Source organism: Enterovibrio sp. FF113 (assembly GCF_041439165.1).
Classification (GTDB): Bacteria; Pseudomonadota; Gammaproteobacteria; order Enterobacterales; family Vibrionaceae; genus Enterovibrio; species Enterovibrio norvegicus_A.
This window is the reverse complement of sequence record NZ_JBGONO010000034.1, coordinates 13,765-36,095: the sequence shown is the minus strand read 5'-3', so window position 1 is coordinate 36,095 and position 22,331 is coordinate 13,765. Positions and strand designations below refer to the sequence as shown.

Below are 22,331 nucleotides of genomic sequence, written 5' to 3'. Positions count from 1 at the left end.
GGTGGACGCAATTCAGGCGCTGAGTCAAATTGAAGAGCAGCGTGAGTTTGAGTTCACTGCTGATGACTTCACTTACATTCAGGAATTTATGCTCAGAGAAACGGGGATTTCACTCTCTGAGCGTAAAACCTCAATGGTATATGGAAGGCTTGCGAGGCGGCTTCGTCGTACGGGGATCACTAACTTTCGCGACTATTTCGCCCGTGTTAATAGTGATATGGACGAGAGAATTGCGTTTGTTAATGCGCTAACGACGAACAAAACACAGTTCTTTAGAGAGAAGCATCACTTTGATTTTCTCACTAACACCATGGTGCCAGAATGGCAAAGCCAGAAAAAGCGACGTATTCGTATCTGGTCTGCTGGGTGCTCTACGGGCGAAGAGCCCTACACCATAGCATCAACGCTCGCAGCCAGTGGTCTGCTAACGCCGAGCTATGACTGCAAAATATTGGCGACCGATCTGGATACACAAGTGCTAGAGGTTGGTCGAAATGGCACCTATGGCATCGAAGCGAGCAAGGCGATTCCTGCCGCCATGCTTCATCACGGATTTATCCGTGGTAAAGGCAAAAAGCAGGAATTATTGAAAGTGAAACCGTCAGTTCAGCAAGCGATAACGTTCAAGCAGCTTAACCTAACCGCTGCTTGGCCTCATAAAGGGCCATTGGATGCCATATTTTGTCGTAACGTAATGATCTATTTCGAGAAAGATATGCAGCAACAGCTGATTTATCGCTTCTGGGAAAAACTTGGCAGTGGCGGCATTTTATTCATCGGTCACTCTGAAAGCATCGGGCAAATGGGCAGTCAATTTGAGAACTTGGGTCAAACCATGTTTCGCAAGCCTTAATCGCAGTGACTGCATCTTCGAAATAACAGCGAACTGAGCGTTGTATGCATAAAATCCTGGAGCTTACTGGTTGCCCTATAGGGGCGGGTGCGAGGCGATTTTTCCACCCCGGCAAGCAAATGATGATGGTGAAAATTCAGCCGGGAGAGGTGTATGTTACCTCCGAGCGTGAGCTGATAGCAACGGGGCTCGGTTCCTGTATATCTGCCTGCGTGTGGGACCCATTCATTGAGCTGGGAGGCATGAATCACTTTATGTTGCCATTTGGCGACGCCGACAATATTGAAGGGTGGGACCCCACTCAGTGGCGGTCAAATGCAGCCCGCTATGGTAACTACGCGATGGAGTTGTTGATCAATACCATGATCCAGCAAGGTGCGATTAAAAGTCGTCTGCGCGTGAAGTTATTTGGTGGCGGGATGGTGATGGGTAAGCAAGCAAGTATTGGTGAGAAGAACATTGCGTTCATTCGTAACTATGTACAAAGCGAAGGATTGAATGTGATTGGGGAAGACATGGGAAGTGATTTTCCGCGAAAAGTCGTCTTTGATCCAATGACAGGCAAGGCTTGGGTGAAGAAACTCAGAGGCTACCGCGGTGAAGTCGAAGCGGAAGAAACCAATTATAAACGCCGTCTGGTGTCTGAAGCAAAACGCGACGATGGCGAAAATGCGGAGCTATTTTAATGGGTAAGCGAGTACATAGAGTACTGATCGTTGATGACTCTGCTGTTTTTAGAGCATTGCTTAGTGATGTTATCAATTCAGATCCTCAACTCGAAGTTGTGGGATTGGCAATTGACCCTTTCGAAGCCAGAGAAAAGATTAAAAAACTCAAGCCTGACGTGGTCACATTAGACATTGAAATGCCCAAAATGGATGGGGTTCAGTTCCTACGTAACCTAATGCGTCTCCATCCCATGCCTGTTGTGATGATTTCGACGCTGACACAGCATGGCGCTGAAGCCACGTTAGCGGCACTGGAAATTGGCGCAGTGGATTACTTCCCTAAGCCGACAGAAAATGTCGCGTCAGAAATGAGTAACTACCGACAGCTGGTGGTAGAAAAAGTCAAAATGGCGGCAACGGCAAACATCGCGGGTGCTGTGCACCGAACGCCCTCTGAAATCAGTGTATCTGGTCGTCAGTTGAGTTCTGCATACGACATCATTGCCATCGGTGCATCCACTGGCGGTACGGAAGCTATTCGTAACGTGCTAGAAGCGTTGCCGGACATGATGCCCCCGATTGTGATCACTCAACACATCAAAGCGGTCTTCAGTAAGTCATTCGCTGAGAGGTTGAATCGTGCATCCAAACTTCAGGTAGAAGAATTAGCGTCAGACAGGGCGCCCTTAGTTAATGGCCGTGTTTATGTCGCACCGGGCGATCAGCATTTACAAGTGGTTAAGCGATCTGGGTGTTACTACTGTACACGATGCGACAGCGAGCCTGTTCAACGGCATAAACCTTCGGTTGATGTGATGTTCTCATCTGTTGCTCAAGCCGCAGGGGGACGTTCGCTGTCGGTTCTCTTGACGGGAATGGGACGAGATGGCGCACAAGGTATGTTAGAAATGCGACAAGCAGGCGCGTTAACTGTAGCGCAGGATGAACAAAGCTCGGTGGTGTGGGGTATGCCACGTGCAGCGATTGAAATAGAGGCGGCACAGCAGGTACTTCCGCTGGATAAAATTGCCACGTACTTAGTGGGTAAAGTGTATGGATAGAACAATATCGACATCGTTTATTGCTGTTTTAGCTATTGCGGCCAGTGCTGTACCGCTTTTCCTTCAGCAAACACCGTTGAGCATTACATCGTCAGTCATTGTCATCATTTCTGTCGCTTATTTGTGGCGACAGCAATCTGTAGATAGTCTTTCACAAGAGGATCATGACTCTTCTCAGGACAATAGTTCTGTGTCGTGCGAATCCACCGCTATCTTGCACAAGATACATAGCATTTTGAATATTGAACTGGTGCCGATTCGGGAGCAGTTGGATCGTCAACAGGAAGTTATCGACGACTCGGTTCATAACCTTAACTCGAGTTTCTTTGGTATGGAGAGGGCGGTGAGTGAACAGGCATCCTTGTCTAAGCACATGGTGGGTGAGCTTCTCAATAATACCGATAGTGAATTTAATTTGGCCAAGGTGCTGCCAGAAACAGAACAAGCAATAGATCAGTACATTGCGCTGCTGGTGACGGTGTCAGAGAAAAGTATCACGGCGATTCACTGTATTCACGATATGTCTGCAAAGTTGGATGCAGTGTTTAACCTGCTTGATCAAGTACAGGCGATGTCTGATCAAACTAACTTGTTAGCACTTAATGCAGCAATCGAAGCGGCAAGGGCGGGCGAGCTTGGTAGGGGGTTTGGTGTGGTGGCATCTGAAGTGAGAGATCTCGCCAATCGCACGTCGACACTGAATAGCCAAATTAACAAGGACATCAATCTTGCTCAAGACACAGTGAAGCAAACCAGTAAGATTGTCGGAGAGATTGCGACGCTGGATATGACAACTTCTATTGAGTCTAAAACACGAATTGAAGCGTTATTGAAAGGGGTTCAAGAAGTCAACCGACAGGTCACGATGGAGATTGGCAAGGTAACGGAAAAGGGTGAAACGGTTCGCGGCGAAGTGTCCAAGAGTATTCAAGGGCTTCAGTTTGCTGACATCGTTTCACAGCAAGGGCAGCATGTTCTGAGCAATCTTCATATTTTGGAAGACTTAAATGCACTGATTATTGATAGCTTAGCGGCCAATGAAGTGGATTGGATTGCATTACACAAAGCTGTTGATGAAATCGAAAAAATGGCGGGCTCTGCAGCGAGAGCGCCGGCAAAACAAATGTCTGCTGATGAAGGCGACATAGAACTGTTTTAGGAGACGGTATGGCTATCAGTCGTGAAGAAAGAAATGACGGAAAATCTGTTGTTATCCATGTGAACGGACAGTTTGATTTCAGCGTGGTGCAGGAATTCCGCGATGCGTATCAAGATTGTCAGGGGAAAGAGATCATCGTTGATTTCCGTGGTACGGAATACATAGACAGTGCGGGTCTTGGGATGTTGCTCAATATGCAGACCTTTTTAAACAAAAAAGAAGGGGACATTCGTTTAATCAACACTATGCCTCAAATCAAGCGAGTGCTGGTGATTGCGCGTTTCGAAAAGAAATTCATCATTGAGTAATTTAGATGATTAGCTGTTGTTGAAATCATTAGGGGGATAGCGTGTGAAAGTGCTTATCGTTGAAGATGAAATTTCACTGCAATGTTTCCTAGAGCATGTACTCAAAGACGAATTTGATGAACTGCTCATTGCTGATAACGGTCAGATTGCACTGGATATGCTCGAATCAATGGAAGAGCTGCCCAACATCGTCATCATGGATGTGTTGATGCCAGAGATGGATGGTTTCGAGGCCGCTAAACAGATCCGAATGCGATACAAAAGTGCGTATCTTCCGATTATCTTTTTGACCGGAATTACGGATAACGACGCGTTTAATCGCTGTATGACGCTCGGTGATGACTTCCTAACGAAACCCATCAGCCGCACCACCATTGTGGCGAAAGTCCGCGCTCATTGCCGCAATGTGCGCCTTTATAACGAAGTGGCCATTCAACGCGACAAGCTTAAGCACTTTCAAGCCCACACCCTCTACGAACACACCATGGCAGAAACGATATTCAGTAATCTGATGCAAGGCTGTTATCAGGAAGCTGAAGGGGTGAGTTTTTACACTAGCTCCTACACCAACTTCAATGGTGATGTGGTGTTGGTGACGCCAAGGCCACAAGGCGGAATTTACGCGATGTTGGCGGATGCAACCGGCCATGGTTTGCCTGCTGCCATTTCTTCGATACCCGCAACGAAAGCCTTTTTCGCGATGACTAAGAATGGTTTCGCGTTGGGTGACATTGTCAAAGAAATGAATTCAACCCTGAAAACCTTTCTACCACCAGGCATGCTGGTAGCTGCCAATTTGCTGGAAGTGTCGGCCAATGGTTTAGACATTAACTGGTGGGGAGGCGGTATGCCAGATGGCTACATTATTGATCGTCATGGTGAGATTAAACAGAGGTTGCCTTCAGCGCACATGGCATTGGGCGCGATGGACTCTGATGAGTTTGAAGCCAATCTTGTTGCCCTGACTCTAGAAGAAGGCGATAAGCTGTTCTTCTTCACTGATGGTGTGACTGAAGCGCGAAATGCTGAGGGGCATGAACTGGGTGAAGAAGGGCTAGAAGCCTTGATTTCGACGCCCAGTTCCAATGTGATAGACATGACTCGCGAGCATGTGGCGAAATTCACCAGTGGTGGTGGTGTTGGCGATGATATGTCTATGCTAGAACTGACTGCGCCGATACGCAGCCGTATTGAACAACAGCCGGGCGATCCTGATTATTATGACCGTCGTTCCCCCGCGCAGCTCAATGTGTATTTTGGTGCAAAAGAGCTTCGTAAAGTGAATCTGGTTGGTGAGGTGAGGCGAATGCTCAAGGGAACCCTTGGCAGCAACATTGATTTAGATTTGATGTGCACCGTGTTATCTGAACTGACTAATAACGCGTTGGAGCATGGTTTGCTGAAGTTAGAATCCAGTTTGAAATCCGATGATGATGGTTTTCTGGATTATTACATGGAGCGTCAATCTCGCTTGGAAGCACTGGATGCTTTTGCGTATATGGAAGCGGGTATCTCGTTTAATCCGACCAAGCGTGAACTCAGTTTTTATGTGACCCATAATGGCGAGGGATTTTGGGTCGATGATATCGACAGCACGTTAGAAGAATCACTGGCACGATGTGGACGCGGGATTGCACTGGTCACCGAGCTTTGTGAGTTCTTCACTTATGAAGACGAAGGAAGAACTGCCAGAGGCACGTATAAGCTTGCTTCAGGTATGGAATACAACAGTTAGGGGAGTGGAGTGGCAAAGCCGTTTAATGACACGCTAAAAAGTCCTGCTAATGTGCAGGATTTTTTGTCTGCGCTTTTTGTTAGGCTTGCGACAATCAGTGCAGCGCACTGAAAAAAAGGCGAAAAAAAACCCAGTCCGAAGACTAGGTTTCTTAAAGTGGCTCCCCTTGCAAGACTTAACGGGCCCGCCTAAGGTTGCGACAAATCGCGAAGCGATTAACACATACAAAAAAGGCCTCGTCTTTCGACAAGGCCTTATAATGTGGCTCCCCCTGCAAGACTTGAACTTGCGACATACGGATTAACAGTCCGCCGTTCTACCAACTGAACTAAGGGGGAATTGCTAGTAACCAATTTAGCCGAAGCTGAATCAATAACCATTCTTGCAATATGGTGCCTCGAGGCGGAATCGAACCACCGACACGGGGATTTTCAATCCCCTGCTCTACCGACTGAGCTATCGAGGCTTTGATTAAAGAGTGAATCACTCAATATCAAAATAATGGTGCCGGCTACCGGAGTCGAACTGGTGACCTACTGATTACAAGTCAGTTGCTCTACCAACTGAGCTAAGCCGGCACACAAACCTTGGAAACGTTGCGTACTTAACACCATCTCACTAAATATGGTGCCTCGAGGCGGAATCGAACCACCGACACGGGGATTTTCAATCCCCTGCTCTACCGACTGAGCTATCGAGGCAACGAGGTGCATTAAACGGATTTTGATGGTTTCCGTCAACATCTTTTTGAAAAAAAAACGCCAAATAGGACTGTTTGATGGCTTTTTCATCGTTTTGATTTAAAAGCGCTCTGCTTTTCGGATGTTTACTACGGTTTTACTGCATTGCGCGAAACTCTTTTTGGTAATTAGTCACTTTCTGTAAGTAGCGTCGCGACTCCGAAGATGGGTGTTTATTGGTCAAAGCCCAATAAACTTGGTTCGGTTGCAGTCGATTGAGATCATTCATTGCCCGTTTTCGGTCGGACTTATGGAAGGTTTTGAGCACATTGCCTGCGCCACCATTGTACGCTGAGATCATGCTGTAGTGTTTCGACAGTGGGTCGTTCACGTCTTTCAGGTAACGTGTTTTTAAAATATAGAAATACGCCGCACCGGTATCAATGTTCTTGGCGGGATCAAATAAATATTCAGGAGAAGGCTCACCGCTGCGCTTCTTAACAAGCTTGAATACATCACGCCCGGCTGTTTTCGGCACGACTTGCATCAGACCATAAGCATTGGCCCAGCTGACTGCGTATGGGTTGAAGCTGCTTTCTGTTTTGATGATGGAGTAAATTAACTCTTCAGAGATACCGTAGCGTTTTGCGGCATCACGGATCAGGTCGGCATACTGGTAGCGCCGCTTACTGGAGTGATCAGATACCATAGGGATCTGCACATAAAACACTTTCTGGAAGCGCAGTGATTTGGTTTTAACCTGTTTTTCAATCAGGTAGTCAGCATAGCGGTTAGCGCGCCATTCCCATGCGATCTCTTTGCCGTCCTGATCGAGGATCTGGCCTTGCAAAAATGGACGCCCCTCAAGTTGCACGTCGGCAGCAGAATACAAATCAACTGAAGCTGGATCATTCGGCGTCAGCAAAGTGGTGATGATGGCCTGCTTTAGGTGCTGCGTTGGCTGCGTGGTCGCGACGGTTTCAATGGTGACCAGACCATTGGTGAAATCAACACGGGCACGACTGAGGTAGTTATCCGTGTATTTCACATAATCACTTTTACCGGACACGTAGATTTCGTTTTGTCCCCAACGAACTTCGATATCTCCGGTGAAATTGTTGATCAGCTTGTCTAGGGAGGCGAAGTCTTTCTCAAATTGTCCCGGCAAAGGCGCCAGATTCTTCGCAAAACGGTTAGTCGTACCGTAATCGACCTGGTAAACAGATTCGATCATTTCGCGGCTACAACCAGAAAGAGAAAGAACAATCAGCAATGAAATTAGCAAGCGAAGAGTTTTCATGATGTCCATACATTGAAAAAGCATCCATGATTAGCGTAATCAGGATGCTTTTATTTACAAAGTGTTGAAGCGAAATTGTGAGCTAGCGTCTTACTCGGATGGCGGGGTGTAGCCCTCGATCACAGTATCGTGCCCTTCAAACAGGTATTTCACCATTTCTTCTTCAAGCAGTTTGCGGTGGTCTGCATCCATCATGTTGAGCTTTTTCTCGTTGATCAACATGGTTTGTTTACTTTGCCACTGCGCCCAGGCTTCTTTCGAAATATTGTCAAAAATACGTTTGCCAAGGTCGCCCGGATAAAATTGGAAATCTAATCCCTCTGCGTCTTTTTTCAATCGCTGGCAAAAAACAGTACGGCTCATCATTAAGCTCCAATATTATAATTTTCCGGCATTTGCCGAAGTCTGAAATTCTCTGGTTAGGCTTTCTAGCAACTTCTGCACGGGGGCAGCAAGCCCAACTTTTGCTGGTTGAGATAAGTTATACCAAAGGCCGCCTTTCCCTTCCATGATCCCGTTTTCCCCAATATTTTCGGGTTTACTATGAAGTTTGACGCGAAAAGGGACGATATCAAGGTGAAAATGGCTGAACGTGTGACGAAAAGCGGTGAGTTGCTCAGGCTTGTCAAATTCATTACTCGGTAATTTACCTTGAATGAAATGGGGGGCGTCGCTTTCTTGGGTTTCTGGTAAGCACCATAAGCCTCCCCATAACCCTGTGGGTGGACGCTGCTCGAGCCACACTTGGTCTTCATACTGGAAAAGCACAAAGCAGGTTTCTTTTTCAGGAATGGTCTTTTTCGGCTTTTTACCGGGAAAATCCGCCTGACGGCCAAGGGAATTAGCTTCACAGCTATAATTGACTGGGCAAATTTCACACTTTGGTTTGCTACGGGTACAAATCATCGCGCCCATGTCCATCATGGCTTGATTGTAGCGTTGCACACCCTCTGCAGGAGTATTCTCTTCTGCCAGTATCCAAAGGCGGTTCTCGACAGGCTTTTTACCTGGCCAGCCTTCAACAGCAAAATGGCGCGACAGGGTACGTTTTACATTGCCGTCCAAAATTGGGTGATGTTGACCCAGTGACAGCGAAAGTACTGCGCCGGCGGTTGAGCGGCCAATGCCGGGCAGAGCCAACACTTCGTCAATATGGGTTGGGAATTCGCCCTGGTAGGTCTGAGCAATCTGCTGTGCTGCTTTATGGAGATTGCGCGCCCTTGCGTAGTAGCCAAGGCCTGTCCAAAGGTGAAGTACTTCATCGAGTTCAGCGTCAGCCAGATCGGTGACCGAAGGGAAGCGCGCCATGAAACGCTCGAAATAAGGGATCACGGTGGCGACTTGGGTTTGCTGCAACATGATCTCTGAAAGCCAAACTTTGTAAGGCGTTTTCTCTTGCTGCCATGGCAGGGTTTTACGGCCGTATTTGTCATACCATGTCAAAATGGCATCGGAAAAAGACTGACTCACTATGAATGCTCTTTTGTTATCTTTATGGGTGATAGGTTATCGTCGCGCATTCTATCAATGAATGGCTGGGATTGCTGAAAAAGACAGCGATCTTGACGCGACAGAGAGAAAGATCTCAGTAGGCAGCGCACAAGGCTTGCACCGAGGCGTTATCTTTGGATAATGCGCGATCCGCTTAACTTTTCTTCATTATTGATTGCAGGCAAAAGACCATGACTGAAGTCACCAAAACCGAACTGACCGAAGAAGGTAAAATTCTTCGTAGAATCAGAAGCTTTGTACGTCGAGAAGGACGTCTGACCAAAGGTCAGGAGCAAGCAATGAACGAATGCTGGCCAACCATGGGTATCGACTTCGAAGAAAAGAAGCTGAACTGGGTTGAGGTATTCGGTAATGACAATCCGGTGGTACTTGAAATCGGTTTTGGTATGGGTGCATCGCTGGTTGAAATGGCGAAAAATGCCCCAGAAAAAAACTTCATCGGTATTGAAGTACACAGCCCAGGCGTGGGCGCTTGCCTGATGGCAGCACGTGATGCAGGTATCACTAACTTGCGTGTGATGTGTCATGACGCAGTGGAAGTGTTCGAGCACATGTTGCCTGAACTGAGCCTAGATACCGTTCAACTGTTTTTCCCAGACCCATGGCACAAAACGCGTCACCACAAACGCCGTATCGTGCAGGCTGATTTTGCTCAAATGCTACGTAGCAAGCTGAAAATTGGCGGTATTTTCCATATGGCAACAGATTGGGAAAACTACGCAGAGCATATGGTTGAAGTGATGGACGTAGCGCCAGGGTACAAGAATACCGCAACGGATGGTTCTTACATTCCTCGCCCTGATGAACGTCCACTGACCAAGTTTGAAGCACGTGGCCATCGTCTAGGCCATGGCGTGTGGGATATGAAATACGCACGTAGCGAATAAGACAAAACTCATACCCTTCATGCGACGCTACATTGTAATGTAGCGTCGCATGTTTAAAGCCAACCTTGTGTTGGCTTTTTTTGACCGTTGGAGAACGCCATGAAACCCACCCCACAGCTGTTGAACGACATTCTGGAAGAGGTCCGCCCATTGATTGGGCAAGGACGTGTTGCGGACTATATTCCTGCTTTGAAGGAAGTCTCAGCCAATAAACTCGGGGTGGCGGTGTGCTATAACGACGGCGAAATCATTACGGCAGGTGATGCTGACGAGCCGTTTTCTATTCAGTCTATTTCAAAGGTGTTGAGCCTGACTTTAGCGCTGCAAAATTACAGCCCTGAAGAGATTTGGCAGCGGGTAGGAAAAGAGCCGTCAGGTCAGGCGTTTAATTCGATGATCCAGCTTGAAATGGAACAAGGGATCCCTCGAAATCCCTTCATCAATGCTGGTGCACTGGTGGTCTGTGACATGCTGTATAGCCGCCAATCAGCACCACGTCAGCGGATGCTGGAATTTGTTCGTCAGTTGTCGGGTAACGACCATATTTGTTACGACAAAGTGGTGGCAACATCTGAAATGGATCATAGCGACCGCAATGCGGCTATTGCGTATTTGATGCGTGCTTTTGGCAATTTTGATAACGCGGTGATGCCGGTGTTGGCCAATTATTTTCACTATTGTTCACTGCGCATGAGCTGTGTGGATTTGGCAAAAACGTTTAACTATTTGGCAAACAAAGGACTTCCTTTAGGCGCAGAAAAAACAATTGTCAGCCAGACTCAGAGTAAGCAGGTTAATGCCCTATTGGCGACCTGTGGTCTTTACGATGGTGCGGGTGAGTTTGCTTATCGTGTGGGTATGCCGGGGAAATCGGGTGTTGGCGGCGGGATCGTTGCTATCGTGCCGGGTGAAATGTCCATCACGGTATGGTCGCCAGAGCTTGATCAATCAGGTAACTCGCTGGCAGGAACGGCAGTATTAGAGCTGCTTGCCGAGCGCATCGGACGTTCAATTTTCTAAGACTTGGATGGGTTATTGCGATGGGATGTCGTGGTCGTTTCATCCAGTGACACGGAGAATGATTATGGGTAGTGGAAGTCTGTCTTACGCATTGCGCGTTTCTTGTTTTGTTATGGCATTTTTGCCGTTTTATGTTGCCGCTGAGAACTGTCGTCCTGAACTGCATGGTGACATTGCAATTAAAGCCGACAATGTGTTGATTGAGAGTAATAACAACAAATTTCGCATCGATCCTAAGGGGAATCTTTTTTTTGATGTTCATCGCGTGGCGTTGAGCGAAGCACAACGAGCCTCGTTAACCGAGTACAACAAAACGATACGCAATGATTTGCCATTTATTGGGCGATCGTTGTCTGAGGAGCTACATACGTCCTGGCTGGCTCTCGATGGTGTGCTCTCGGCAGAACTTGGCGAAAGAAGTGCATTACGTGGTGAAGTGGGACAATTTCACCAACACTTGCAAAATCAGGTCAGCACTTCTCTTTATGATCTCGACCGATCTCCTCAGCTCAAGCATCAGGCGTTAACCACGGCTGTGCGTGAACTTGAAGCCAGCGTCCCTCAGTTGATTGCTACGGTTTCCAGCCGAGGTTTGATGGACATAGCGATGTTGAGTGAAGGCAAAAGCAATAAGATGCAGTTCATTTCGCAAAAGATGGCGGCATTACAGAACAAGCTCGCGGACGAAGTGAGGTTGCAACGTGACCGAACCTTAGACGTTCAGCAGGAAGTGTGTCAACGCTTCGCGCAGTGGCAGGTTCAGGAAGCTGAAATCGCCTCGTTGATCCCCGCTCTTTCAAGCTGGAAGACGGTTACTGTACGCAAATAGTCTGTGGGTTGGCGTGAAGCATGTGCTGATCTCTGAGACCTAACATTAAAAAGCGCGGTGAGTTGTCTCACCGCGTTTTTTTGTGTCCGCCGTTCTGTCGGATTAACTATTAACACCAACACCAACACCAGCACCAACACCAACACTAAGGCTGATAGCTAAACTCATAATCCACGCTTTGCCATGCTTCATCGATATGTCGCATGTATTGACGCAGTTCGCTCGCATCAACATGGCGTTTTTTGGCGCGATAATAATAGTCCGCTTCGGCATAGGTTTTATCGAGCAGCACGTCGCCGGGGCCTGAAACTGCTTTTAGCGAGCTATTAAACTCAAAATAGGGGCTGTTGATCGCATGATCTGATGGATCAATGCTCCACGTTTCGGGCAGGCTGAGCGTGATTTTTTGACGAACGGCCCCTTCAGAGCCGAACCGAAATGGCGTTTTACGACGGATAAGATCCGGTTTGGTGAGATAGTCATCGACGATGTCACCCGAGATAACAAACGAGTAGAGATCGTCAGTTTTCGACCAGAGATCTTCAATCACATAGGCTTCATTGACCGTGACTTCGTTGTTGTTCTTGTCGTCCTCGACGCTGAGTGGGCGCAGAAAATCTAACCCACCGAAAAATCCCGCATAGTAATTCGCATACTCTTCGCCTAGCTCTCTTAGCGGCTTGGACTCGAGATAACGACGCCAGCGCTCAGCTTCAAACCCACGATAGATGGTTTTTACCGTGAGGTAACTTGGCTGACTCGCATGGTTCACCACGTAGCGCTGTTCAATGTCTTGTGACACGGGGGCGGCAGGTGGCAACATGGCCACCAAATCGTCCGCACCCGGCTTTAATACCAGTGCGTAACCAAGGCGTGATTGCGCCAGTGTTTCAAGCTGATCACCCTGATGAGTGCGAGTGGCATCAATCCACCAAGATTGGTCTTTGTATTCCATCTGCACAATGACGTGATTAAAGCTGAAAGGCGCAGCAGGCTGCTGTGGCAGTTCATCTCGCCAAAAGGTATCCACTAATGCAGGGTGGGCATTGACGCCCATAGCGCCAAGCAAAGAAATCAGCAGCAAGGCTTTGTCTTTGCAATCACCGTAGCCTTGGGACAGGATTTGGCGCGGTGGGCGTGGTTGGTGAGAGCCGATGCCATTTTCTATGCCTAAGTAGCGAATATTGTTTTGCACAAAGTGAATGGCTGCGACCACTTGCTGATCAAGATCTTCAGGGTGTGTTTGCTTGATCTTGTTCGCTAATGTTTGAACGTCACGATCACTTGGGGATGCTTGATACAAAGGCAGTGCCCAGTTCACCACGTCTTTCCAATTGTTGTAGCTAGAGACATGCAAATACGGGTAGGGGTTGTACCAGCGTGGCTGCTCAGGCTCATCAAAATCATACAAGCCGTTTTGTTCTTGATATCGGTATTCACGCACCGTTTTTTGCGTGGTTTCTGTGAGCGTACCTTTGCCTTTATTGTCCAAATTAGTGACGGTGATAGGGCTGTCTTCCGGGACTAAAATGCGAGCATTGACCAGTGCGACAGTGGATGCCCACCCTGTTTTGACATACCACTCTCGGTTGTCGCCAAACACCGGATTAAAGCCCGTAAGGGTGTAGCTAAAATCAATAATGTCGCCCACCTGTATATCATTGAGCACAATATGCAGCGTTTCATCACCGTTGTAGAGCAAGGAATCTAGGTCGACTTCGCGTTTGAATTGGGCGGTTTTTGCTGTGTTTTTTCGGTCAAAGGTTTGGCCATCACGCACGATTTCCAAGCGGTGAAGTTCCACGCTTTGGTAGCTGGGATCAAAATCGATAGAGATTTGTGAGCCAGATTCCACCCCTTCAATGGAGACGACTTTGCTGGTGTAGCGTTTGTATTCAACAGGGAATTGGGAGACCAGATTAAGCTGTCTATCGACCAGCAGAAACTGCTGATCATAGTGATGGCCAGCGGGATCAAACGCAGGAATGTCGACGATGGGTTTAATCCAACCAGGGAGCGGCGCAAACCGCCCCTTTTGAGCAAGGGCGGTTTGCGGCAATAACATCAACACAAATAGGGCAAACAGATACTTCTTCATCTACAACGCTGTCCTTAGCTTTACCTGAGCCGTTAGCGCCTCAGGGACAAGGCAGCGTTCGTGCTGCCTTTACTCGTTGATGAAGACGGAAAGAAGATCGTTCAGGAACAGGCGGCCTTTGGCAGTCACTTGCCAGTGGGTCTCGGTTTCGCTCAGCAACCCTTGCTCGATGGCTTTTTCAATGGGGGTCGCAACCACATCCAGTGATAAGCCTGTACGTGCAGAGAAGTCTGCTTTTGGACAGGGCTCAACCAAGCGGAATCTGTTCATGAAAAACTCAAACGGCATTTCATCAGCTTCCACTATATGCAATTCGCTGAGGTATTCTTTCTCAGTATCGAGATATCCGCGCGGGTGTTTCACTTTTACTGTGCGCTGTATGGTATTGGTGCCAGAGGTAATTTTGCCATGCGCCCCACAACCAATGCCCAAATAGTCACCAAAACGCCAGTAGTTAAGATTGTGCTGACACTGGTAACCCGGCTTGCTGTAACCCGAGGTCTCGTATTGCACATAACCTGCATCAGTGAGCAGTTGATGGCCTTGCTCGAAGATGTCCCACAGGTCGTCATCGTCAGGCAAAACCGGCGGTTTCGAATAGTACTGAGTATTGGGTTCAATGGTGAGCTGATACCAAGACAGGTGCGGAGGGTCGAGCTCAATCGCTTGCTTGAGATCGCTCAAGGCGCTTTGCAAGGTTTGGTCGGGCAACCCGTGCATCAAATCTAAGTTAAAGCTGTTCAATCCCGCTTCATGAGCCAGTTTGGCCGCACGCTTGGCTTCTTCTGATCCATGAATTCGACCCAAGCGTTCAAGCTTCGCGTTGTCAAAGCTTTGAACGCCCACCGAGATGCGGTTGACGCCAACGCTCTGGTAAGCAATGAACTTGTCAGCTTCCACTGTGCCGGGGTTGGCCTCCATGGTGATCTCAATGCCTTCTTTGAACGGGATCAGTGCGTCGATACCGTTTAAAAGACGTGAGATCTCTTGTGGTGACATCAAGCTCGGTGTACCACCGCCAATGAAGATCGAATGCAGATGACGGCCACTTACGCCATCAAAACGGACTAAGTCTCGTTGCAAATCGTCCAGCAGAGCAGAGATATAATCTTGCTCTGGGATCTCGCCTTTTAGTGTGTGCGAGTTGAAATCGCAGTAGGGGCATTTCTGCACGCACCAAGGGATATGCACGTAAAGACTTAATGGGATTTGAACAGCCATGATGAATTACTTCTTCTCTTGACGCATCGCGGCGAACAGTTTCTTCAGTGCCTGACCGCGGTGCGATATTTGTTTTTTCATTGCAGGCTCAAGGTTCGCCAAGGTGCAATCGTGTTCTTTGACATAGAAAACCGGATCGTAGCCAAAGCCATGTGAACCTGACGCTTCACGTGCGATAGAGCCTTCGAAGACACCATGACACACCAGTGGTGTTGGATCGTTAGCGTGACGCATGTAAACCAGTACGCAATGGAAGCGAGCAGAACGTTGATCATCTGGTGCATCAGCCATGCATTCTAGTAGCTTTTCTAGATTGGCTTGGTCGCCTTTGCCTTCACCCGCATAACGTGCGCTGTATACGCCGGGTGCGCCATTTAAATAATCCACTTCCAAGCCCGAGTCATCAGCAATCGCTGGCAAGCCAGTTTCTTTGGCGGCATGACGTGCTTTGATGATGGCATTTTCGATAAAGGTGGTGCCGGTTTCTTCAGCATCAACCACGGCAAACTCGCTTTGCGCCATGACATCCAGACCAAAATCTTGCAGCAAATCGGCCATTTCTCTTACTTTGCCTGCGTTACCTGTCGCCAGAACCACTTTCATCATTTTCGTCTCCTCTTGGGTGGTCGCCGATAAAAAATGGCGCCACGAATGGGCGCCATAATACCGGATTGCCACGTGGTGTCATCTTTCGATATTAGCAAGACGTACCCACATGTGCTGTTGCTCAGTTTTCGTAAAAGATTTGCTGGAACGTCAGCTTGCCACTGCGATTCCCCTCGGCATTGATATCAATATTGAAGGTGACGTTTTCTTCATTAGCAATGCGAACTTCCGCCAGATAATAAATGGCATTCCCTTCGCGGACTTCACGAAATTCTAAGGGTTTGGTGGTGCCTAGCAAATTACGCGCATTACCGGAAATGTTCGCGGTCAGTGCAGGCTTGCCTGATTGATTCTTATCTAAGATAGCGATGTTGATCAGTGCGTTGGCACTGCTGCGTTTAATGCCATAAGCCTTCGCAACCGCAGGAGGAATAAAGGTGGCGTTGAGCGCAGAGTAGTGCACTTCCAATGACCCCATGTCTTTCGACTGTTCCGCTTGTGATAGCGGCGATATCAGCAGCAACAAGGCGCTGACGATAGAGAGTAACAGAGGTTTCATGACAGAGTTCCTTGTCTGGTGGAGTAAGCGCACGGTGAAGTTAACGGTGCACTTACTGATTTACTGTTTGGAGGAGGGGATCAGATTGCTGATAGCCTCAGGGTAAATGACCGGATTTTTCACCCTTACTTGCTTGTGTCTGCCTAACTCGCCTTTTTCGATCGCGATGTGGCCTTTTGCGACTTTGAATTGTTTGGAGAGAAACTTGGTGAGATGGGCATTGGCTTTGCCATCAACCGGTGGAGCAGTAATGGCGAGTTTGATTTCCTCGCCATGTATCCCCATCCACTGGTCACGGCTTGCTTTAGGCTGGATATACAATCTTAGGATTAAATCCTCGTTATCCAGCCATGCAGTGCGTGTGGTACTCATTAATTATAGTACGAACCACAGGTTGCCAAAGTAAGGGCTGAGCAGGTCACCGATGAAGAAGTTCAAGAACTGCAATACGATAAACAGAACCAGTACACTCAAATCCAAACCGCCCATTGATGGTAGTACGCGACGAATAGGGGCCACTAGAGGCTCAGTCAACTGAACCATAACAAACTCAATCGGGCTTTTACCTTGGCTGACCCAGCTCAGGATTGCTCGCAGGATCAATACCCAAAACAGCAAACCACCCGCGGCTTTCACCAATGCAATCAATCCTATTAGCAGGTAGGAAAAATCAAACGGTGGCATGCCACCTGAAGCGATCATTTGCAGAACAAAAAACTTGGCGACACACAACACGAACGCAAACAGCACCGTGGCAAAATCAAAGTTACCAATTGATGGAACGACTCGGCGTAATGGTGCAACGATAGGTTGCGTCGCTTTAACGACAAACTGACTGAATGGGTTGTAAAAATCTGCGCGTGCCCATTGCAGCCAAACTCGAAGCAACACCACCATAATGTAGAGGTCGAACAGTGTTGAAACGAGGAAGTTCATTGAGTTCATAAATTAGCCCTAAAATAGCGATTCCATTTCTTCAGCACGACGAACAGCGGCTTGCATGGCCTCTGATACAGTCTCTGAAAGTTGGTTGTTATTAAATACACTCAGTGCCTGAGCGGTGGTGCCGCCTTTTGACGTTACCTGTTCTCTTAAGGTTGCCAGTTCAATATTGGGGTTGGCAACCACCATTTTAGCTGCGCCGAGCGCGGATTGCTGTACCAACGCGCGTGCAGTTTGTTTATCAAAGCCTTGGCGCTCAGCTTCTGCCTGCATTGCTTCCATAAACAAGAAGAAATAGGCAGGTGCACTGCCAGCGGCAGCGATAATAGCATTGATGCCAGATTCTTCGCTGACCCAACAAATTTTGCCGACCGCTTGCAGCAGATCTCCAGCAAACTGACGATCAAGTTCTGTTACTGATTCTGGAGCATAAAGCCCACTCATACCTTCTCCAACCAGTGAAGGTGTGTTTGGCATCACACGAACAAGGTTAAGTGGCGCGCTTGCCATGTCTGACAAGCGTGCGACAGAAATCCCTGCGGCAATCGATATAGCCAGTTTCTTGCTCCAATCAATCTCCGTCATGCTCGCCAGCAATTCTTCCATGCCTTGCGGTTTCACACCCAGCACCACGACATCCGCTTGCTTTGCACTGGCAATGGCATCTTCATTGGCGTTGATGCCGAAGCTATCGCGAAAGGCGGCGCTTTTCTCTGGCGTGCGGTTAACCGCTGTCAGCAGTGAGGCGGGGTAGCCCGATTGAATCAAACCCGCAATGATTGAGCGAGCCATGTTGCCCGCGCCGATAAAGGCAATGGTGCGTTGTTCCATCAAATGATTCCTTGTGTCTGGCAAGCGGTGATTGGCTTACCTGATGTATTCATATGGCGAGGATGCTTCACTCGCCACGGTTGCTGTAATCGCGCGCGCCAAAAAGGGCGGTGCCGATACGAACCATGGTGCTGCCCGAGGCAATTGCGGCGTCCATGTCGCCACTCATTCCCATCGAAAGGGTATCAAAGTGTGGGCGCGTCGCTTTCATCTCTTCAAACAATGCCACTAATGGCGCAAAGGCGACCATTTGTGCATCGTGATCACTTTCGGGCTGAGGGATACACATCAGGCCGCGCAGTGTGAGATGAGGAAGTTGGTCGATTTCATCAGCCAGCGCTTTCACTTCTTCAAAACCAGTGCCTGATTTTGACGCTTCGCCGCTGGTATTGATTTGGATAAGTACTTGCATTGGGGGCATGTCATCTGCGCGCTGTTCACTCAATCGCCTTGCAACTTTGCTGCGATCAACGGAATGCACCCAATCGAAATGTTCGGCAATTAGGCGTGTTTTATTGGATTGAATCGGGCCAATAAAATGCCATTCCAAATCAGAATGAAGCGGGCGGAAGTGAAGGATTTTATCCACCCCTTCTTGTACATAGTTTTCGCCAAACTGGCGATGCCCAGCGGCTGTCGCATGTGCGATAGCTTCAATGGGTTTGGTTTTGCTTACCGCCAACAGTTGCACGCCAGCGGCGTCTCTCCCGCATTTTTGTGCGGCATTGTCTATTTGGCGGGTGACCTGCTCTAGGTTTTGTTTGATACTACACATGGCTAATTCTGCGAGGAAACGGATTAATGGATATTACTGAATTATTGGACTTTAGTGTAAAGCATAATGCCTCAGATCTACATCTTTCTGCGGGAGTGCCTCCGATGGTCCGCGTTGATGGTGATGTCCGAAAGCTTAGCCTGCCTGCACTCGAGCACAATGACGTGCACCGCCTCATCTTCGATATTATGAACGACGCCCAGCAACGGGAGTTTGAGCAAAACCTTGAAGTGGATTTCTCGTTTGAACTGGCATCTGTTGGCCGTTTCCGTGTTAATGCATTCCACCAATCACGCGGCTGCGCAGCGGTGTTTCGAAACATCCCATCAAAGATCCCAACGCTAGAGGCCATCAATGCGCCTTCGGTGTTTGAGCAGTTTGTTAACTATCAAAAAGGACTCGTGCTCGTTACTGGGCCAACGGGGTCAGGTAAATCCACGACGTTGGCTGCGATGGTAGATAAGATTAACCGTGAACAACATCGTCATGTGTTGACGATTGAAGACCCGATTGAATTTGTCCATGAGCAAAAAAGTTGCTTGATCAACCAGCGTGAAGTTCACCGAGATACGCATTCATTTAATAACGCGCTTCGTTCCGCATTGCGTGAAGACCCAGATGTCATTTTGGTGGGTGAGTTGCGCGACAGAGAAACCATCAGCCTTGCGTTGACTGCCGCTGAAACGGGTCACTTAGTGTTTGGCACCTTGCACACGTCGAGTGCCGCGAAGACGGTTGACCGGATTATTGATGTGTTTCCTGGTGCGGATAAACCGATGGTGCGATCCATGTTGTCAGAATCGCTACGCGCGGTGGTATCGCAAAAACTGATTAAACAGGTCACTGGCGGGCGAGTGGCTGCCCATGAAGTGATGATTGCGACGCCTGCCATTCGAAATCTGATTCGTGAAGACAAAGTGGCGCAGATGTATTCGATGATCCAGACAGGCTCTGGTATGGGCATGCAAACCATGGAGCAATCACTGCGCAACTTGATGATGCAGGGTGTGATTGATAGCAGCGAAGCCAACAAGGCGTTAGATAGCTCAGGGACAGGTTTTTAACGATGACAGATCAGACGCCCCTTTTTCAATTGCTTGATGCCATGCTCAATCAACGTGCATCAGATTGCTATATCACTGTGGGTGCGCCTTGCATGCTGCGTGTTGATGGCAGCTTAACGCCCAACGGTGAAACGTTAGATCTGAGTGGGGTGAAGGCATTGATATCGCAAGCGATGGATACCGACACACATCGAAAATTCATGGAAGAGCGTGAGGCCAACTTTGCTTTGGTCACCGAATCAGGCCGTTTTCGTGTCAGTGCGTTTTGGCAGCGAGATTTGCCTGGCATGGTGATGCGACGTATTGAAACCAAGATCCCAGAGATCCAAACGCTAGGCTTGCCAGATGTGATTCAGGATTTGTCGATTGCCAAACGTGGGCTGGTATTGATTGTGGGCGCAACGGGGTCGGGGAAATCGACATCTATGGCGGCCATGCTAGGGTTTCGCAATACTCACCGCAGCGGCCATATTCTGACGGTAGAAGATCCGATTGAGTTCATCCATCCGCATAAAAAATGCATTGTGACACAGCGTGAGATAGGTATTGATACCGAGAGTTATGAAGTGGCGCTAAAGAACTCGCTGCGTCAAGCGCCGGACATGATCATGATTGGCGAGATCCGCACGAGAGAGACCATGGAATATGCCATGCAGTTTGCGGAGACGGGTCACTTGTGTATCGCCACCCTTCACGCAAATAACGCCAATCAGGCACTCGAACGTGTATTGCATTTGGTGGCAAAAGAGCGTCGTGAACAATTTTTGTTTGATTTGTCACTTAATCTCAGGGGCATTCTAGCGCAGCAGTTGGTGCCTGATATCAGCGGTATTGGTCGTCATGGCGCGTATGAGTTATTGCTCAATACTTCCCATGTTTCTGATTTGATCCGTCGTGGTGAATTGCACGAGCTTAAAGCGTGTATCAGCAAGGGCGAAACAGCGGGTATGTGCACCTTTGACCAATCACTGTTTACGCTTTATCAGGCAGGAAAAATCTCGAAGGAAGAAGCGTTACATCACGCTGATTCTCGCAATGAACTGAAGCTGATGATGAAAATGGCAGAGCAGTCCTCGAGTTCGCTGTCACTTGCCGATGTCAGTATCGAAGGCTCGTAAGTAAACGAAAAAAAAGCGCCATCAGGCGCTTATTTAACTGTACTGATTTTCAAGCCAGCTTTCGACAATGATAACCGCGGATTGGCAGTCAATGTTTCCCTTGCCCAATGCGCGATACCCGCCGTGTTCAAAAAGTGAAGAACGCGCCTCTGTTGTGGTGAGACGCTCATCATGCAACTCGACATCAACGCCAAAACGCCCCTTTAGGCGATTGGCAAATTTGCGTGCGCGAGGTGTGATGCTTTCTAGTTCACCGCCTTGTAAATCAAGCGGTAAACCCACCACCACTAAATCGGGTTTCCATTCTTTTAAGATCGCTTCAATGGCGTCCCAGCTTGGGATGCCATCTTTTGCTTTCAGCGCCTTAAGCGGTTGAGCGGTGCCAGTAATGGTTTGGCCAATCGCGATGCCAATACTTTTTGTGCCGTAATCAAAGCCCAGCACAGTTTGAATGTTACTCATTGGATGTCTCTTATGCGTGTCCGATATCGGACGAAAGATTGAGCGCACTGATGCCCAATTGCTTGAGTGCTTTTTCCCAACGCTCATTGATTGGGGTATCGAAAATAACGGTAGGGTCAGCTTCAATGGTGAGCCAACTGTTTTCTGCCAGCTCCTGTTCGAGTTGCCCCGCGTCCCAGCCTGAATAACCCAGCGCGACAATAAACTGCTCAGGTTCATCGTTAGTGCCTAAGATGCTCAGAATATCTTTCGATGTGGTCACTGTCAGTGCATCAGACAGTTGAATGCTAGAGCCGAACTCTTGCCTGTTTTTGTGCAGAACAAATCCGCGATCTTCTGATACAGGGCCGCCAAATAAGACAGGCTGATCGAGGCTCACTGGGTGGGTGACATGGATCTCGCGCTCTACCTCGATTTGTTCAAGCATGTTGGCGACCGAGATATCGATGGGCTGGTTAATCACCAGTCCCATTGCACCGTCCTCATTGTGCTCGCACACATAGATAACACTGTGCTTGAAACGGTCATCTAACATACTGGGCATTGCGACAAGGAAATGATTTTTAAAGTTCATGATGCCCTTCCACTGCTGAGATGCGTCGGCGTAAAGCGACTGATATAAAGGTGCTGTGAAATAATGATG

At 48.4% G+C, this 22,331-nt stretch carries 24 protein-coding genes and 4 tRNA genes; 11 read left to right on the top strand and 17 right to left on the bottom strand.

Annotated elements, in window-relative coordinates; all coding sequences use genetic code 11:
- Position 1: 1 nt before the first annotated feature.
- From ACED36_RS20660 to ACED36_RS20635, 6 genes are read left to right on the top strand one after another with little or no spacing between them, the layout of a single operon-like run.
- On the top strand, positions 2–853 hold the full coding sequence (locus ACED36_RS20660) for a protein-glutamate O-methyltransferase CheR (RefSeq protein ID WP_016959635.1): 852 nt from the start codon (positions 2–4) through the stop codon (positions 851–853).
- 44 nt (positions 854–897) lie between these two features.
- Positions 898–1,539 (top strand): hypothetical protein, encoded by a 642-nt coding sequence (locus ACED36_RS20655; RefSeq protein ID WP_016959634.1) that lies wholly within the window; start codon positions 898–900, stop codon positions 1,537–1,539.
- Positions 1,539–2,582, top strand: coding sequence for a chemotaxis response regulator protein-glutamate methylesterase (locus ACED36_RS20650; protein ID WP_016959633.1), 1,044 nt, complete (start codon positions 1,539–1,541; stop codon positions 2,580–2,582). Before ACED36_RS20655 ends, ACED36_RS20650 begins: the two co-directional genes overlap by 1 nt.
- Positions 2,575–3,741, top strand: a complete 1,167-nt coding sequence (locus ACED36_RS20645; RefSeq protein ID WP_016959632.1) for a methyl-accepting chemotaxis protein — start codon at positions 2,575–2,577, stop codon at positions 3,739–3,741. The genes ACED36_RS20650 and ACED36_RS20645 overlap by 8 nt, the downstream gene beginning before the upstream one ends.
- Before the next feature lie 8 nt (positions 3,742–3,749).
- Positions 3,750–4,049, top strand: coding sequence for an STAS domain-containing protein (locus tag ACED36_RS20640; protein WP_016959631.1), 300 nt, complete (start codon positions 3,750–3,752; stop codon positions 4,047–4,049).
- A gap of 43 nt (positions 4,050–4,092) precedes the next feature.
- The gene (locus tag ACED36_RS20635; protein ID WP_016959629.1) at positions 4,093–5,784 is read left to right on the top strand and encodes a fused response regulator/phosphatase; all 1,692 of its coding nucleotides are present in this window, start codon (positions 4,093–4,095) and stop codon (positions 5,782–5,784) included.
- A gap of 262 nt (positions 5,785–6,046) precedes the next feature.
- Here ACED36_RS20635 and ACED36_RS20630 read toward each other — a convergent pair.
- From ACED36_RS20630 to mutY, 7 genes are all read right to left on the bottom strand, one after another.
- Positions 6,047–6,122 (bottom strand) — tRNA-Asn (locus ACED36_RS20630).
- 52 nt (positions 6,123–6,174) lie between these two features.
- Positions 6,175–6,250: transfer RNA gene (locus tag ACED36_RS20625), tRNA-Phe, on the bottom strand.
- A gap of 36 nt (positions 6,251–6,286) precedes the next feature.
- A tRNA-Thr gene (locus ACED36_RS20620) sits at positions 6,287–6,362 on the bottom strand.
- Between the two features lie 47 nt (positions 6,363–6,409).
- A tRNA-Phe gene (locus tag ACED36_RS20615) sits at positions 6,410–6,485 on the bottom strand.
- Positions 6,486–6,621: 136 nt separating this feature from the next.
- Positions 6,622–7,764, bottom strand: coding sequence for a membrane-bound lytic murein transglycosylase MltC (mltC, locus tag ACED36_RS20610; protein WP_026024012.1), 1,143 nt, complete (start codon positions 7,762–7,764; stop codon positions 6,622–6,624).
- Positions 7,765–7,854: 90 nt separating this feature from the next.
- A complete protein-coding gene (locus tag ACED36_RS20605) occupies positions 7,855–8,127 on the bottom strand; it encodes an oxidative damage protection protein (protein WP_016959559.1) in 273 nt (90 codons plus the stop codon).
- A 15-nt stretch (positions 8,128–8,142) separates the two neighbouring features.
- Positions 8,143–9,234: an A/G-specific adenine glycosylase gene (mutY, locus tag ACED36_RS20600; protein WP_016959558.1), complete on the bottom strand. Its 1,092-nt coding sequence runs from the start codon at positions 9,232–9,234 to the stop codon at positions 8,143–8,145.
- A gap of 212 nt (positions 9,235–9,446) precedes the next feature.
- On the opposite strand from mutY, the gene trmB reads away from it, so the two are divergent.
- From trmB to ACED36_RS20585, 3 genes are all read left to right on the top strand, one after another.
- A complete protein-coding gene (trmB, locus tag ACED36_RS20595) occupies positions 9,447–10,163 on the top strand; it encodes a tRNA (guanosine(46)-N7)-methyltransferase TrmB (RefSeq protein ID WP_016959557.1) in 717 nt (238 codons plus the stop codon).
- A 99-nt stretch (positions 10,164–10,262) separates the two neighbouring features.
- Positions 10,263–11,183, top strand: a complete 921-nt coding sequence (glsB, locus tag ACED36_RS20590) for a glutaminase B (RefSeq protein WP_016959556.1) — start codon at positions 10,263–10,265, stop codon at positions 11,181–11,183.
- Between the two features lie 64 nt (positions 11,184–11,247).
- Positions 11,248–12,012, top strand: a complete 765-nt coding sequence (locus ACED36_RS20585) for a DUF2884 family protein (protein WP_016959555.1) — start codon at positions 11,248–11,250, stop codon at positions 12,010–12,012.
- Between the two features lie 145 nt (positions 12,013–12,157).
- Here ACED36_RS20585 and ACED36_RS20580 read toward each other — a convergent pair whose 3' ends face one another.
- The 8 genes from ACED36_RS20580 to ACED36_RS20545 all read right to left on the bottom strand — a co-directional run bounded on the left by ACED36_RS20580 (position 12,158) and on the right by ACED36_RS20545 (position 19,044).
- Positions 12,158–14,110, bottom strand: coding sequence for a DUF3857 domain-containing transglutaminase family protein (locus tag ACED36_RS20580; protein WP_371733775.1), 1,953 nt, complete (start codon positions 14,108–14,110; stop codon positions 12,158–12,160).
- Between the two features lie 69 nt (positions 14,111–14,179).
- On the bottom strand, positions 14,180–15,331 hold the full coding sequence (gene hemW / locus ACED36_RS20575; RefSeq protein ID WP_016959553.1) for a radical SAM family heme chaperone HemW: 1,152 nt from the start codon (positions 15,329–15,331) through the stop codon (positions 14,180–14,182).
- Between the two features lie 6 nt (positions 15,332–15,337).
- Positions 15,338–15,937 carry an XTP/dITP diphosphatase gene (locus ACED36_RS20570; RefSeq protein WP_017004545.1) on the bottom strand — a complete coding sequence of 200 codons (600 nt, stop codon included), beginning with the start codon at positions 15,935–15,937 and terminating at the stop codon, positions 15,338–15,340.
- 121 nt (positions 15,938–16,058) lie between these two features.
- Complete coding sequence (locus ACED36_RS20565) at positions 16,059–16,496, bottom strand: DUF4426 domain-containing protein (protein ID WP_017004544.1); 438 nt, start codon at positions 16,494–16,496, stop codon at positions 16,059–16,061.
- 60 nt (positions 16,497–16,556) lie between these two features.
- Complete coding sequence (gene yggU, locus ACED36_RS20560; RefSeq protein ID WP_016959550.1) at positions 16,557–16,868, bottom strand: DUF167 family protein YggU; 312 nt, start codon at positions 16,866–16,868, stop codon at positions 16,557–16,559.
- A gap of 3 nt (positions 16,869–16,871) precedes the next feature.
- On the bottom strand, positions 16,872–17,441 hold the full coding sequence (locus ACED36_RS20555) for a YggT family protein (protein WP_026024011.1): 570 nt from the start codon (positions 17,439–17,441) through the stop codon (positions 16,872–16,874).
- A gap of 9 nt (positions 17,442–17,450) precedes the next feature.
- Positions 17,451–18,269, bottom strand: coding sequence for a pyrroline-5-carboxylate reductase (gene proC, locus ACED36_RS20550; RefSeq protein WP_017004542.1), 819 nt, complete (start codon positions 18,267–18,269; stop codon positions 17,451–17,453).
- A gap of 67 nt (positions 18,270–18,336) precedes the next feature.
- Entirely contained in the window at positions 18,337–19,044 is a 708-nt protein-coding gene (locus ACED36_RS20545; RefSeq protein WP_371733774.1) for a YggS family pyridoxal phosphate-dependent enzyme, read from the bottom strand.
- 26 nt (positions 19,045–19,070) lie between these two features.
- Between ACED36_RS20545 and ACED36_RS20540 the strand changes: the two genes are divergently transcribed.
- On the top strand, positions 19,071–20,108 hold the full coding sequence (locus tag ACED36_RS20540) for a type IV pilus twitching motility protein PilT (RefSeq protein ID WP_016959546.1): 1,038 nt from the start codon (positions 19,071–19,073) through the stop codon (positions 20,106–20,108).
- A 2-nt stretch (positions 20,109–20,110) separates the two neighbouring features.
- Positions 20,111–21,226, top strand: a complete 1,116-nt coding sequence (locus ACED36_RS20535; protein WP_016959545.1) for a PilT/PilU family type 4a pilus ATPase — start codon at positions 20,111–20,113, stop codon at positions 21,224–21,226.
- 33 nt (positions 21,227–21,259) lie between these two features.
- Here ACED36_RS20535 and ruvX read toward each other — a convergent pair whose 3' ends face one another.
- On the bottom strand, positions 21,260–21,688 hold the full coding sequence (ruvX, locus tag ACED36_RS20530) for a Holliday junction resolvase RuvX (protein WP_017004539.1): 429 nt from the start codon (positions 21,686–21,688) through the stop codon (positions 21,260–21,262).
- A gap of 10 nt (positions 21,689–21,698) precedes the next feature.
- Positions 21,699–22,262, bottom strand: coding sequence for a YqgE/AlgH family protein (locus tag ACED36_RS20525; protein ID WP_371733773.1), 564 nt, complete (start codon positions 22,260–22,262; stop codon positions 21,699–21,701).
- Between the last annotated feature and the right edge of the window lie 69 nt (positions 22,263–22,331).